We start from the raw sequence: 14220 nt of genomic DNA, 5'->3' as shown, positions 1-14220 counted from the left end.
CGCATTGAGAGGGCATTGAGCCTGAGCCCATCCGGCTCAACTTGCTTGCCGAGGGAGAGATCATGACTTCGTCGTTCGATGTACTCACGCTGCCGGTGCTGCCGCTTGATGACGAGGTGGTCCTGCCCGGCATGGTGGTCCCGCTCGAACTGTCAGAGACCGAGGTGCGCGCCGCGGTGGAGGCCGCCCAGGCCGCCGCGCCCCGGGGCGAGAAGCCGCGGGTGCTGCTGGTGCCGCGGGTGGCGGGCAGCTACGCGGGGATCGGCGTGCTGGGCCGGGTCGAGCAGGTCGGACGCCTTTCCGGCGGCGACCCCGGCGCGCTGGTCCGCGGCGTGCGCCGGGTGCGGATCGGCTCGGGCACCACGGGCCCCGGCGCCGCGCTGTGGGTCGAGGGTACGCCGGTCGAGGAGACCGCTCCCGACCCGTTGCCCGAGGCCGTCGCCGAGCTGGTCAGGGAGTACAAGGCGCTCACCACGAGCTGGCTCCGCAAGCGCGGCGCCTGGCAGATCGTGGACCGGGTGCAGCAGATCGAGGACGTGGGGGCGCTGGCGGACAACGCCGGGTACCTCCCGTTCCTGAAGACCGAGCAGCGCGTCACGCTGCTGGAGACCACCGACCCGGTGGCCCGGCTCCGGCTCGCGGAGCAGTGGCTGAGCGAGCACCTGGCCGAACAGGACGTCGCCGAGTCCATCGCCAAGGACGTGCAGGACGGCGTGGACCGGCAGCAGCGGGAGTTCCTGCTGCGCCGGCAGCTGGAGGCGGTGCGCAAGGAGCTCGCCGAGCTGAACGGGGACGCCGCCGACGAGAACGAGGACTACCGCGCCCGGGTGGAGGCCGCCGACCTGCCGGACAAGGTGCGCGAGGCGGCGCTGAAGGAGGTCGACAAGCTGGAGCGGGCCTCCGACGCCAGCCCAGAGGGCGGCTGGATCCGGACCTGGCTGGACACCGTGCTGGAGCTGCCGTGGTCCACCCGCACCGAGGACGCGTACGACATCCCCGGCGCCCGCGCGGTGCTGGACGCCGACCACGCGGGCCTGGACGACGTGAAGGAGCGCATCACCGAGTACCTGGCGGTGCGCAAGCGGCGCGGCGACCGCGGCCTCGGCGTCGTCGGCGGCCGGCGCGGCGGCGCGGTGCTGGCCCTGGTGGGGCCTCCGGGGGTCGGAAAGACCTCCCTGGGCGAGAGCGTGGCCCGCGCCATGGGCCGGAACTTCGTCCGCGTCGCCCTCGGCGGCGTGCGGGACGAGGCCGAGATCCGTGGCCACCGGCGCACCTACGTCGGGGCGCTGCCCGGACGCGTGGTGCGGGCCATCAAGGAGGCCGGCTCGATGAACCCGGTGGTGCTGCTCGACGAGATCGACAAGGTCGGCAGCGACTTCCGCGGCGACCCGGCCGCGGCCCTGCTGGAGGTGCTGGACCCGGCGCAGAACCACACCTTCCGCGACCACTACCTGGAGGTCGAGCTCGACCTCTCCGACGTGGTCTTCCTGGCCACGGCCAACGTCCTGGAGGCCATCCCGCAGCCGCTGCTGGACCGGATGGAGCTGGTGACGCTGGACGGGTACACCGAGGAGGAGAAGGTCACCATCGCCCGCGACCACCTGGTGCCCCGGCAGCTGGAGCGCGCGGGGCTGAACGCGGACGAGGTGTCCGTCGAGGACGAGGTGCTGCGCCGGCTCGCCGGCGAGTACACCCGGGAGGCGGGCGTGCGCGCCCTGGAGCGGTCGGTCGCCCGGCTGCTGCGCAAGGTCGCGGCGCGCCACGAGCTGGCCGAGCTGAAGCTGCCCTTCACCGTCACCCCGGACGGACTGAAGGACCTGGTGGGCCGGCCGCGGCACACCCCGGAGGCCGCCCAGGAGCCGGGGGAGCGGCGCACCGCGGTGCCCGGCGTGGCCACCGGCCTCGCGGTCACCGGCGCCGGCGGCGACGTGCTCTACATCGAGGCGTCGCTCGCCGACCCGGAGACCGGCGGCGCCGGACTGACGCTGACCGGCCAGCTCGGCGACGTGATGAAGGAGTCGGGCCAGATCGCGCTCTCCTACCTGCGCTCCCGAGGCGCGGAGCTGGAGCTGCCGGTCGGCGACCTGAAGGAGCGCGGCGTGCACCTGCACGTGCCCGCGGGCGCGGTGCCGAAGGACGGTCCCAGCGCGGGCATCACGATGACGACCGCGCTCGCCTCGCTGCTCAGCGGGCGGCAGGTGCGGCCCGACGTGGCGATGACCGGCGAGGTGTCGCTCACCGGGCGGGTGCTGCCGATCGGCGGGGTCAAGCAGAAGCTGCTGGCCGCCCACCGGGCCGGGCTGACCACGGTGATCATCCCGAAGCGGAACGAGCCGGACCTGGACGACGTGCCGGAGGAGATCCTCGACCGGCTCGACGTCCACCCGGTCACGGACGTTCGGCAGGTGCTGGACCTGGCCCTGGCCCCGGCGGAGTCCCGCTTCCCGGTCGCGGCCTGACCCACGGCGCGTGGCGCTTGCCGCGCGAGGCCGGCCCACCGGTGCGTCCGGTGGGCCGGCCGCGTTCCCAGCCGGCCGCCGTCCGGCTGGGCGTGCAGGCCCGGTACACGTCGCGGCGGAGCCCTGCGCTCCATGGCGGCTGCCGCGGCGCGCCTGGGCGGCGGGCCCGGTGCCACGGGCGGGCCGGCCGGGCCCGTGGCGGCCGCGGGGAGGAAAGGCACCGCCCGACCGGCACGGGACTGGCCCTGGCGCCGGCGGAGTCCCGTGTCCCGGTCGGTTCCCGGGAGCCGCGGTGCGCCTCCCGATCCGGCTGGCGGACCCGATGCCACGGGCGGGCCGGCCGGGTGCGTGCGGCGGGGGCGGGTCCAGCCTCCGCGCTCGGACCGTGGCCGAGCCCGGGCAGTCGCCGGCAAGGCGCCGGCAAGGCATAGGCTCTCCAGCCATGAGTCCTTCGATCGCGACGAACACCCGGGTCGACCTGGCGGAGCTGCTCGACTTCGTGCGGGGCAGGCACCGGGCGATCCTGCTGACCCGCAGAGCCGACGGCACCCCCCAGGGCTCACCGCTGACCTGCGGGGTGGACGACGACGGCCGGATCGTCGTCTCCACCTATCCGGAGCGCGCCAAGACGCGGAACGCGCGGCGCGACCCCGAGGTGAGCCTCCTCGTGCTGTCCGACGAGTGGGACGGGCCCTGGGTGCAGGTGGACGGCACCGCCGAGGTGCTCGACGTGCCCGAGGCGGTGGAGCCGCTCGTCGAGTACTACCGGAACATCGCGGGGGAGCACCCCGACTGGGACGAGTACCGGGAGGCGATGATCCGACAGGGCAAGTCGCTGATCCGGGTCACGCCCCGCCGCTGGGGGCCGATCGCCACCGGCGGTTTCCCGGCCCGGCTCGCCACCGACTGACGCCGGCCGGCCGAGGCTCGCCGGTCCCGCGCGGGCCGGGGGCGGTCAGACGAGGGTGAGCGCCGCGGCGGCGATGAACACGACCTGCAGCGCGGTGCGCGGGCCGATCGGGTCGCCCTGGGCCACGTGCCGCCGGGCGGCGGACACGTTCGCCGCGTACATCACGATCATCAGCGGGATCAGGCAGGCCGCCGCCAGCCTCGCCGTCGCCGGGATCAGCACGCCGACCGCGCCGGCCAGCTCCAGCACGCCGGTGAGCGTGACGAGCAGGTCGGGGCGGGGCAGCTCGGGTGGCACCATGTCGATCAGCTCGGCCCGCAGCCTGGGCTGGAAGTGCGCGAACGCGGTCAGCAGGAACATGCACGCCAGCCCGACCCGCAGCGCCACCTGCCAGTCGTCCAGCGCGTCAACGCCGAGCAGCCCGAGCAGTCCGGCCACGAGGAAGCCGGTGATCAGGGCGATGAGCGGTTCCACCCGTCCTCCCGGCGGTTCGTCGGTCCCACCAGTTCAGCAACGGACCGTGCCGGACGCGACCGGAGCCCGACCTCCGGGGCGGAGCCACGCGTACGGTGATCGGGCTCCAGGGCTCCCGGAGCGGCCCCGCACGGCGATGTCCGATTCCCGCCAGTCCGCCCGTCCGCCGCCGGGCAGACTGGAAGACATGATGGACGACGACAGCAGGTACGAGGCGGTGCGCAGCCGCGACGAGCGCTTCGACGGCGTGTTCTTCGTCGCGGTCGTCAGCACCGGCATCTACTGCCGGCCGAGCTGCCCGGCGGTCACCCCGAAGCGGGAGAACGTCCGGTTCCACCCGTCGGCGGCCTCGGCCCAGGCGGCGGGCTTCCGGGCCTGCCGCAGGTGCCGTCCGGACACCGTGCCCGGCTCCGCGGAGTGGAACGCGCGGGCCGACGCCGTCGGCCGGGCGATGCGGATGATCTCCGACGGCGTGGTGGACCGCGAGGGCGTCGGCGGGCTGGCCGACCGCCTCGGCTACAGCGCCCGGCAGGTGCAGCGGCAGCTGACGGCCGAGCTGGGGGCCGGGCCCGTCGCGCTGGCCCGGGCGCAACGCGCGCACACGGCCCGGCTGTTGCTGCAGACGACGGAGCTGCCGGTCACCGAGATCGCCTTCGCGGCCGGTTTCGCGAGCGTCCGCCAGTTCAACGACACCGTGCGGGCCGCCTACGCCCGGACGCCGAGCGCGCTGCGCGCCGCCGCGAGCCGCGGCGGCCACGGCCAGCTCCGGCGCCGCGGCGGCGCACCCGCCGACGGGCCGCCGCCCGCGGGGGTGCCGTTGCGGCTCGCCTTCCGGGGCAGCTACGACACCGCCCAGGTCTTCGACTTCCTCCAGCTCCGCGCCATCCCCGGAATCGAGGAGATGGTCGGCGCGCGGGGCCGTCGCACCTACCGGCGTTCGCTCGCCCTGCCGCACGGCACCGGCGTGGTCGAGGTCGACGAGACCTCGGGGCCCGACGGCGGACGCTGGCTGCCCTGCCGGCTGCACCTGACCGAGCTGCGCGACCTGACGACCGCCGTGCAGCGGACCCGGCGGCTGTTCGACCTGGACGCCGACCCGTACTCGGTCGCCGAGCGGCTGGGCGCCGACCCGGTGCTCGCCCCGCTGGTCGCCGCCCGCCCGGGGGTGCGTTCGCCGGGCGCGGCCGAACCCGAGGAACTGGCCGTCCGCGCGGTGCTCGGGCAGCAGGTCACGGTCGTCGCCGCGCGTGGCCTGGCCGACCGGCTGGTCGCGGCGTACGGCAAGCCGCTGCCGGCGCCGGACGGCGGCCTGACCCACGTCTTCCCCGAGCCGGGCACGCTCGCCGACGCCCCGCTGACCGAACTGGGCATGCCGGAGTCCCGGCGGGCGACCATCCGCGCGGTGTGCGGTGCGCTGGCCGACGGCTCGCTCACGCTGTGCCCGGGCGCGGACCGCGCGGAGACCGAGCGGACGCTGCGGGCGCTGCGCGGCATCGGCCCGTGGACGGCCGGCTACGTCCGGATGCGGGCGCTGGGCGACCCCGACGTCTTCCTGCAGGGCGACGCCGGCGTCCGGCACGGCCTGAGCCTCGTGGGCGCGGCCCCGGACGCGGCGGAGCGCTGGCAGCCGTGGCGCTCGTACGCCGTCCACCACCTCTGGAACGCCACGGCGGACGCCACCGGGAACGCCTCCGGGAACGGCGCCGCCCCCCGCACTCCCGCCCTGACCACACTCACGGAGACGACCGCGTCATGACCCTCTACACGACCCACCCGAGCCCGCTGGGCGAACTGCTGCTGGCCGGACCCGAGCCCGGCCTCCTGTCCTCGGTCACCGTGCCGGGGCAGAAGGGCGGCGCCACGATCCGGTCCGACTGGCGGCGCGACCCGGCCGCCTTCGCCGAGCCCGTGCGTCAGTTCGACGCGTACTTCGCGGGCGAGCTCACGGAGTTCAGCATTCCGCTGGTCACCGCGGGCTCCGCGTTCCGCGAGCGGGTCTGGGCGGCGTTGGAGCGCGTCCCCTACGGCACCACCGTCAGCTACGGCACGCTCGCCGCGATGGCCGGGCTGGCGCCGAACGCGGTCCGCGCGGTCGGCGGCGCGGTCGGCGCCAACCCACTGACCGTCATCCGCCCCTGCCACCGGGTCCTCGGCGCCAACGGCTCGCTGACCGGGTTCGCGAGCGGCCTGGACCGCAAGCGTCATCTGCTCACCCTGGAGGGCGTCGCCCTCTCCTGAGGCGCCGCCCCGACGCGAGCCGCCCGGTCAGCTGAAGGAGCGCTCGATGCGGGCCAGCTTCTCCTCCAGGGAGTCGAGCCGCGGGCTGGCCAGGGACAGCGTCGAGGGATCGGAGGCCCGGTCCTCCGCGGTGGAGCCGCCCCGCAGGGCCGGGCGCTGGGCCGGGGCCTCCAGGGCCGCCGGCTCGGCGCCGGGCTGGGCGGTCGGCTGGGACGAACCCGCCGGCAGTTCGAGCGGCTCCCGGTTGCGTCCCCAGGTCCGGTGGCCCCGGCTGAGCGCCCGCATCCGGGCCTTCTCCAGCTTCTGCTGCTCCCGCTGCCGGCCCTTCGCCGCCTCCTTGGACCTGGTCTCCTCGCGCACCTCGTCGACCGCCTCGTCCAGCGTGCGCACGCCCTCCAGTAGCATCAGCGACCAGGCGCGGTACGTCTCGCGCGGTGCGCGCAACCAGCGGACGACGCGGATCTGCGGCAGCGGGCGCGGCACCAGGCCCTGTTCGCGCAGCGCGGCCTTGCGGGTCTGCTTCAGCGCGCGGTCGAAGAGGACGGCCGCCGAAAGCGACATCCCGGCGAAGAAGTGCGGCGCGCCCGCGTGTCCGGCGCCGCGCGGCGCGTGCACCCAGTTGAACCAGGCCGCGGCCCCCGCGAACAGCCACACCAGCAGCCGCGAACCGAGCGAGGAGTCGCCGTGGCTGGCCTCCCGGACCGCGATGACCGCGCAGAACATCGCCGCGCCGTCGAGCCCGAAGGGCACCAGGTACTCCCAGCCGCCCGAGAGGTTGAGGTTCTGTCGTCCGAAGCCGACCAGGCCCTGGAACGACAGTGCGGCGGCCACCCCGGCGCAGCAGAACAGCAGCGTGTACGAGGCGGAGGCGTAGACTCGCTCACGCTGGCGCCGGCGGGCCTCCAGTCGCTCCCACGAGTCGGACTCGCCACGCTGTGCCGGCTCCCGCTTGCCGCGGGCCATCAGTGCCACGGCCACCAGGCCGCCGGCCAGCAGGACGGCCCCCGCCAGCACCCAGGTGAGTTCTATGTCCGTCAGTGTCATGGGAATGCTCCCTGCCCGATGTCGCCGCGCGAGCCACCGATAGTAGCTGACCCCTCATCACCTGATGAACCATAGGGCCCAAGGGAACTACACCAACGAGTGGGTTCCGGGGGAAGCTTGTGTGCCCCCCGGTGGGCTCTGCTAGCCGACGCCGGCCGTCCGGCGTCCGGCGTCGCGGATCCGCGGACAGGTGCCGCAGACGTCCTCGGGCCGCAGCGTGTAGTAGAGGCAGCAGCTGGCCCGGTCCCGGGTGGTCTCCGCCTCGCCGTCCGGCCCGCATCCGGGGCGGAAGGCCGCGCTTCCGGAGTACGGGGCGGTGCCGCCCGGCAGCAGCGCCGACGCCTCGGCCCGCGCCCGCTCCTCCTCGCCGAGCAGCTGCCCCAGGTACCACAGGCCCTCGGTCAGCTCGTCGGTGGCGGTGCCCCACAGCGCCCGCGGTCCGCGCCGCATCCGCGGCCCGAAGGCGGCGAGCAGCGGCCCGAGATGGTCCGCCGCGGCCTGCCGCACGGCCGCCCGCAGTGCCTCCTCGTCGGCCACCACCCGGGCCCCGGGATGGTCGACGGCCGGATCGTCGGGCAGGCAGCCGAACTCCGTGACGCGCACCGTCAGCCACCCCTCCTCGGGGTGGAACGCGGCGTCCTCGGGCGCGATCCGGGGCACCCGGCGGAGCAGGAAGTACGGGAGGGTGAAGAGCACCCCGGCCGGCCAGGCGTAACGATGCAGCGCGAAGCTGGCCGTCACGTCCGGGCGGGCGGAGACGCCGTACGCGTCGCGGATCCGCGTGTCCTCCCCGGCCAGCAGCTCGTCCAGCGCCGCCCCGTCCGCCGCCAGCTCGCTGGCGAGCACCCAGCCGCCGTCGGCGCGCGGCTCGCCGACGCGGAGCCGCGGCGCGGGCAGCACCTCGGCCACCCGGTCATAGGCCGGGGAGACCGGGGATGCGGGGGCGAGCGCGGGCGTGGTCATGGGGCACCGTTCGTGATCTTGGGGCAGGTAAGCCTTACCTTACCTGATCTTGCCGGTGGTGGAACCTGGGGTTTGCACTAGAGCCGTCACGGCCTAAGGTGCTCGGAACCGTGTTGGTGTGGGCACGAAGGGGACGGGAGCGGACGGATGGAGCGCACCCGGGCGGACTCGGCCATGTCGACCGCCATCACCCCGGTCCCGCCTGCGGCGAACGCCCAGGCCTACGGCGCCGGCAGACCGCCGCTCCCCGTGCGGCCCCGCTCGCTGCCGGAACGGCACTCGGTGCGGGCCCAGGTGCTGGCCGCGCTGCGCGACGCGCTCTCCAGCGGCGAGCTGGCCTGCGGCGAGGTGTACTCCGCGCCCGCCCTCGCCGAGCGCTACGGCGTCTCGCCGACCCCGGTGCGCGAGGCCATGCAGCAGCTGGCCAGCGAGGGCGCGGTGGAGGTGGTGCCGAACCGCGGCTTCCGCGTCGCCGGCCGCACGCCCCGCGACATCATGGAACTGGCGGAGATACGCGCGGCGCTCGAGGTGCCGGCCATCACCCGGCTGGCCCGCACCCTGCCGCCGGAGCGGTGGGACGAGCTGCGCCCGCTGGCCGAGGCGACCGTGACCGCCGCGTCGGTCGGCGACCGGGCCGCCTACGCGGAGGCCGACCGCTGCTTCCACCGCGCGTTGCTGCAGCTCGCGGGCAACCGGCAGCTCGTGCTCGTCGCCGACGAACTGCACCGCAAGTCGCAGAGCCCGGCCACCCACGGCAGCCTCCCGGGCCCCGCCGAGCTGCTGGCCGACGCGCTGGAACACGGCGCCCTGCTGGACGCGCTGCGCCGCCGCGACCTCTCCGCGGCCGAGCGCCTGGCCTACGAACACCTCACCGGCGTCTGATCCGGCCGACGGCCGTCGGCACCCGGCGGCGCCGGGCACCGACGGCCATCGGCCCGCGGTTCACTCCCCGTCGAGCGGCGGGGTCAGGGACGAGGGCGCACGCAGCCCGGTCTCCTGCTCGTAGTCGTAGGCGTAGCCCAGCAGTTCGCCGTCGCTGTAGGGCCGGCCCAGGAAGGAGATCGTCATGGGCAGCCCCTGCGACCCGAAGCCCATCGGCACCACGATGCCCGGGAAGCCCACCGAGCTGTAGCCCGCCAGCGTCGCCGACTGCGGGCGGTCCGAGGGGACGAACGTGGGGTCCTCGACGCTGAACGCCGGGTTGCTGATCGGCGAGGCGAAGCTGCTCGTGTAGGGGAAGACCATCGCGTCGAGCCGGTTGTCGTCGAAGACGGCCAGCTTGAGGCGCGTCGCCTCCGGGAGGACGTTCTCCATCAGGTCGACGAACGCCGGCATGTCGGCGGAGGTCGACAGCGAACGGGTCAGCAGGTCGAGGACGGACGCCTCGACCGGCAGGGGCGACTCGTTCACCTCCGTCTCGTAGATCCGGACGAAGTCCTCGACCGTCGTGGGCACGTCCGGACCCAGGGTGGTCAGGTACTGCTCCCATTCGGCCCGGAAGCGGTAGTCCGCGATCCGCCGGATGTTCGTGCCGCCGTTGACCAGGTAGTAGTCGACGAAGCCCGGGTCGAGGGTGACGTCGACGAGTTCGGCGCCGAGGGAGCGCAGGGTGTCCAACGCCCGCTCCGCGAGGGCGTCGATCTCCGGGTCGCCGCCGAAGAAGTCGCGCATCACGCCGAGTCGGGCGCCCCGGAGCGCGCCCCGCCGGAGGTGGCGGGTGTGGTCGAGCCGGCCGTCGGCCGCCCGCCGGCGGTCCCGGCCGGGGTAGTTGCGGTAGGTCTCGACGCTGAGCGGGTCGGCCGGGTCCTCGGCGGCGAGCGCGTTGAACAGCAGCGCGACGTCGGTGACGGTGCGGGCCATCGGACCGGCGGTGTCGAACGTGAGGTTCTTCGGCGCGATGCCGTCCCGGCTGATCAGTCCGGTGGTGGGCCGCAGGCCGACGATGCCGCAGTACGAGGCCGGGCCGCGCACGGAGGTGCTGGTGTCGGTGCCGACGGCCAGCACCGTGAGGTTGGCCGCGGTGGCCGCGCCCGAGCCGGCGCTCGACCCGCCGGTGCCCCGCTTGAGGTGGTACGGGTTGGTGACCTGGCTGTCGACGGTGTTGTACGAGCCGCCGGCGAACTCGCCCATGGACGCCTTGCCGAGGATGAGCGCGCCACGGCGGCGCAGCCGCCGGGTGAGGAAGGCGTCGTCGTTCGGGTACGCGTCCCTGAGGATCACCGAGCCGTTGCTGGTGGCCATGTCGACGGTGTCCACGTTGTCCTTCAGCACGACCGGGATGCCGTGCAACGGGTCCCGGGCGCCGCCGTGCGACCGCTCGCGGTCGAGGCGGGCGGCCAGCCGGAGCGCGTCGGGGTTGATCGTCGTCATGGAGTTCAGCCGGATGCCGCTCTCCTCGTACGCGGCCATCCGGGCCAGGTACGCCTCGGTCAGCTCGACGCAGGTAAGCCGCCCGGTGGCGTAGGCCCGGCGGATGTCCGCGACGGTGGCCTCCGCCAGGACGAACGGCTTCGGCCGGGGCCGTGCCGGACGTCCGCGGCCGCGGGCCGAGGCGCTGGTCACCGCGCCGGCGCCCGCCGCGGCGCCTGCCGTCGCCAGGCCTGTCACGACGGCACGTCTACCGATTCGACTCACGATGTCTGATCCTCTCGATCGCTCAGCGGAGCGGGTGGGGCGGCGCCCTGTCGGAGGGCGCGTCGCCGGGGGACTGCTTGGGGGGAGGGGAGAACCCGCGCCGTCCGTGCGGGGACGGCGGGCGGGGGTGAGGGGCCGGGGCGCGGAGCGCGACAACCCGGAGTCAGGCCGAGGCTCTGGGCGAGGAGACGGAGCGTCAGCCCGTGGCGCTCGCGGGACGGGCGAGGGTGCGGGGCGTCTCGTGCGCTAAGCGCATCGTTCGTCCCCTCCGTCGCCGGTGCCAGCTCGGACCTGGCGCCGGCCCGGTGGCCGGCCGGGACTCACGCTAGGTTCGGCGTGTTTCGGTCGCTTTACGGGCGTGGTACGTCCGTAAACGCGCCGCTGTTCGGGCGCGACCCACGCCTCCCCGCCGCCCGCCTATCATCGTGGGGACATCCGTCTGAGGGGAGGCCGCGCCGCGGGAGGGCCGGGCGGGGTTCCCCTCTCCAGGGGACCGATGGGGGACCTCACGACCATGCCCACCGAGACGTTCGAGTTCCAGGTGGAGGCGCGCCAGCTCCTGCACATGGTGATCCACTCGATCTACTCCAACAAGGACGTGTTTCTTCGGGAGCTGATCTCCAACGCCTCCGACGCGCTGGACAAGCTCCGCATCGAGGCGCTGCGCGACGACACGCTGGACGTCGACGTGTCCGATCCGCACATCGCCATCGAGGTCGACGGCGACGCCCGCACCCTGACGGTGCGGGACAACGGCATCGGCATGTCGCGCGACGAGGTCGTGCGGCTGATCGGCACCATCGCCAGATCGGGCACCGCCGAGTTCCTGCAACGCCTCAGGGAGGCGAACGAGGGGGCGGCAGAGGAGCTGATCGGGCAGTTCGGCATCGGCTTCTACGCGAGCTTCATGGTGGCCGACGAGGTGACGCTGCTCACCCGGCGCGCCGGCGAGAGCACGGGGACCCGTTGGGTCTCCTCCGGCGAGGGCACGTACAGCCTGGAGACGGTCGACGCCGCGCCGCAGGGCACGGCGGTCACACTGCGGCTCAAGCCGGTCGACACCGAGGACAAGGTGTTCGACTACACCGCTCCCTGGAAGATCAGGGAGATCGTCAAGCGGTACTCGGACTTCGTCACCTGGCCCATCAGGATGGCGTCCGACGCCCCCGCCGACCCCGCCACCCCGGCGGCGGACGCGGACGGCGACCAGCCGGACGACGCGGCGGGCCAGGCGGGCGAGGCGGACAAGGCGGCCGAGCCGGAGACGCTGAACTCCCGCAAGGCGCTGTGGGCCCGCCCCCGGGACGAGGTCTCGGACGACGAGTACCACACGCTGTACCGGCACATCAGCCACGACTGGGTCGACCCGCTGGAGATCATCCCGCTCCGGGCCGAGGGCACCTTCGAGTACCAGGCGGTGCTCTTCCTGCCCGCCCGCGCACCCCAGGGGATGTTCTCCCGGGGCGCCCGGCACGGCCTCCAGCTGTACGTGAAGCGGGTCCTGATCATGGAGGACTGTGAGGCGCTGGTCCCCGCGTACCTGCGCTTCGTCAGGGGCGTGGTCGACGCCCAGGACCTCTCGTTGAACGTCTCGCGCGAGATCCTCCAGCAGGACCGGCAGATCGAGCTGATGCGGCGTCGGCTGACGAAGAAGGTGCTGGCCACCCTCAAGGACATGCGGACGGGCAGCCCGGAGAAGTACGCCACCTTCTGGCGGGAGTTCGGGCCCGTCGTCAAGGAGGGGCTGCTCGGCGACCACGACAACCGCGACGCGATCCTCGCCGCCGCCACGTTCGAGTCCACCCACGACGCGGAGAAGCCGACCACGCTCCGGGAGTACGTCGACCGGATGCCGGACGGGCAGCGGCACATCTACTACGTGACCGGCGAGTCGCGTGCCGCCGTCGAGAGCTCACCGCATCTGGAGGCGTTCCGGGATCGCGGCGTCGAGGTGCTGGTCCTCACCGACCCGGTCGACGAGGTGTGGGTCGGCGCGGTGGCCGAGTTCGACGGCCACGAGCTGCGGTCCGTCGCCACCGGCGAGGCCGACCTCGACGCCGAGGAGGAGAAGGAGGAGCGGAAGGCCGAACGGGAGCGCCGCCAGCAGGAGCACGCCGAACTCCTGGCGTGGATGGGCGAACGACTGGGCGAGGAGGTGAAGGAGGTGCGCCTCTCCTCCCGGCTCACCGTCTCGCCGGCCTGCGTCGTCTCGGACACCGGCGACCTGACGCCGGGGTTGCAGAACATCTACCGCGCCATGGGCCAGGACCTGCCCGCCGGCAAGCGCATCCTCGAACTCAACCCCGACCACCCGCTCATCGAGCGGTTGCGCGCGGCGCACGCCGAGCGCGCCGCCGAACCCGGCGTCGCCGCCATGGCCGAACTGCTGTACGGCATGGCGCTGCTGGCCGAGGGCAGCCAACTCGGCGATCCCGCCCGCTTCACCAAGCTCCTCGCGGAACGCCTGGAACGCGCCTTCTGACCCGCCCCACCCCTGGGCCGGCCCGGACCCCGCACACCCGCGGGGTCCGGGCCGGCCTTACTGGTCCGCGCCCCGGCCGTCGAGGGCGGGCAGATGCGCGGCGAGCCAGTGGGGGACGCCGTCCAGCAGGTGGAACAGCCGGGCGGCCTCCGCGCGGAGCCGGCCGGCCGCCGGCTCCGGCTCCACCTCGGCCAGCGCGATGAGCGCGGGCGCGATGCCGACCAGGAACCCGGTCTCCTCGCGCAGCCGCAGCGACTCCGCGAAACCGTGCCGCGCCTCGACGAGATCGCCGTCGCGCAGCGCGAGACCGGCCAGATGGCGCCAGGTGTACGAGGCCAGCAGCGCGTCGCCGCGCCCCGTGGCCTCCTCGTGCGCCCGGCCGTACGCGGCCCTGGCGGCCTGCGGGTTCCCGCCGAGGTGCTCCGCCATCAGCCCGCGCCGCAGGTCGAGCAGGGCGCGTCCCGGGGAGTCGGGGGCGAGCAGCGCCGCCGCCCGGCCCAGCGCGGCGCGCGCCTCGTCGGCCCGGTCCCGCACCCGCAACAGCGTGGCGGCGTAGGCGAGGTAGCCGCGCTCGCAGGCGGCGGCGCCCCGTTCCTCGTCGTCGAGTGACAGCGACTCGGCGGACCGCAGTGCCTCCTCCGCACGTCCCCAGCCGCCCGCCGTGAACATGCAGCGCTCGACGAGCAGTTCGGCGCGCAGCAGGGCGGCCCAGGTGTCGCGCGGGGCCAGCGGGTCGAGCAGCGCGGCGGCGTCCTCCCAGCAGCCACGGGACCGCAGCCGCCACACCGCGCTCTCCAGCGGAGCGTTCCCCACCGGACGCGGTCCGGCGGATCCCCGAACGGCGGATCCCCGAACGGCGGATCTCGGAACGGCGGTCTCCGTCACAGTGCCCTCCCCAGCGCGCCTTCGAGCCGTTGGCCATTGAGTTTATGTATGTGCATCACAGCACGTGCGGCGGCCCCCGCCAAGAGCATCCCGGCGAGTCCGGGGGGCGCGCCGCCGCCCGGCCCAGCGCG

11 protein-coding genes are annotated in these 14220 nt (G+C 74.4%); 6 read left to right on the top strand and 5 right to left on the bottom strand.

All coding sequences use genetic code 11. The features are described 5' to 3' along the window. Positions 1-62: 62 nt before the first annotated feature. Together lon and ABGB06_RS24755 are read left to right on the top strand one after the other, a co-directional pair. Complete coding sequence (gene lon, locus ABGB06_RS24760) at positions 63-2459, top strand: endopeptidase La (protein WP_347593061.1); 2397 nt, start codon at positions 63-65, stop codon at positions 2457-2459. 442 nt (positions 2460-2901) lie between these two features. Continuing rightward, a complete protein-coding gene (locus ABGB06_RS24755; protein WP_347593059.1) occupies positions 2902-3369 on the top strand; it encodes a PPOX class F420-dependent oxidoreductase in 468 nt (155 codons plus the stop codon). A 45-nt stretch (positions 3370-3414) separates the two neighbouring features. Here the strand turns inward: ABGB06_RS24755 and ABGB06_RS24750 are convergent, their stop codons facing one another. Further along, positions 3415-3843 (bottom strand): DoxX family membrane protein, encoded by a 429-nt coding sequence (locus ABGB06_RS24750; RefSeq protein ID WP_347593057.1) that lies wholly within the window; start codon positions 3841-3843, stop codon positions 3415-3417. Between the two features lie 190 nt (positions 3844-4033). Between ABGB06_RS24750 and ABGB06_RS24745 the strand changes: the two genes are divergently transcribed. Both ABGB06_RS24745 and ABGB06_RS24740 read left to right on the top strand, forming a co-directional pair. Continuing rightward, on the top strand, positions 4034-5599 hold the full coding sequence (locus tag ABGB06_RS24745) for an AlkA N-terminal domain-containing protein (RefSeq protein WP_347593365.1): 1566 nt from the start codon (positions 4034-4036) through the stop codon (positions 5597-5599). Next, positions 5596-6081: a methylated-DNA--[protein]-cysteine S-methyltransferase gene (locus tag ABGB06_RS24740; RefSeq protein WP_347593055.1), complete on the top strand. Its 486-nt coding sequence runs from the start codon at positions 5596-5598 to the stop codon at positions 6079-6081. The genes ABGB06_RS24745 and ABGB06_RS24740 overlap by 4 nt, the downstream gene beginning before the upstream one ends. 27 nt (positions 6082-6108) lie before the next feature. Here the strand turns inward: ABGB06_RS24740 and ABGB06_RS24735 are convergent, their stop codons facing one another. After that, a complete protein-coding gene (locus tag ABGB06_RS24735; protein ID WP_347593053.1) occupies positions 6109-7125 on the bottom strand; it encodes a DUF2637 domain-containing protein in 1017 nt (338 codons plus the stop codon). A gap of 141 nt (positions 7126-7266) precedes the next feature. Next, positions 7267-8088, bottom strand: coding sequence for a (2Fe-2S)-binding protein (locus ABGB06_RS24730; protein ID WP_347593051.1), 822 nt, complete (start codon positions 8086-8088; stop codon positions 7267-7269). A gap of 147 nt (positions 8089-8235) precedes the next feature. Here ABGB06_RS24730 and ABGB06_RS24725 point away from each other — a divergent pair, with 147 nt between their 5' ends. Then, positions 8236-8970, top strand: coding sequence for a GntR family transcriptional regulator (locus ABGB06_RS24725; protein ID WP_347593049.1), 735 nt, complete (start codon positions 8236-8238; stop codon positions 8968-8970). A gap of 60 nt (positions 8971-9030) precedes the next feature. On the opposite strand, the gene ABGB06_RS24720 is transcribed toward ABGB06_RS24725, so the two are convergent. Continuing rightward, positions 9031-10695, bottom strand: a complete 1665-nt coding sequence (locus ABGB06_RS24720; protein WP_347593048.1) for an amidase family protein — start codon at positions 10693-10695, stop codon at positions 9031-9033. A gap of 541 nt (positions 10696-11236) precedes the next feature. Here ABGB06_RS24720 and htpG point away from each other — a divergent pair. Then, a complete protein-coding gene (htpG, locus tag ABGB06_RS24715) occupies positions 11237-13204 on the top strand; it encodes a molecular chaperone HtpG (RefSeq protein WP_347593046.1) in 1968 nt (655 codons plus the stop codon). Between the two features lie 57 nt (positions 13205-13261). Here htpG and ABGB06_RS24710 read toward each other — a convergent pair whose 3' ends face one another. Further along, positions 13262-14017, bottom strand: coding sequence for a hypothetical protein (locus ABGB06_RS24710; RefSeq protein ID WP_347593044.1), 756 nt, complete (start codon positions 14015-14017; stop codon positions 13262-13264). Positions 14018-14220 lie beyond the last annotated feature (203 nt).

This window comes from Streptomyces sp. B6B3, assembly GCF_039871525.1.
In the GTDB taxonomy this organism is placed as follows: Bacteria; Actinomycetota; Actinomycetes; order Streptomycetales; family Streptomycetaceae; genus Streptomyces.
The sequence above is the reverse complement of the archived record's forward strand: the minus strand, read 5'-3'. Positions and strand labels throughout refer to the sequence as shown.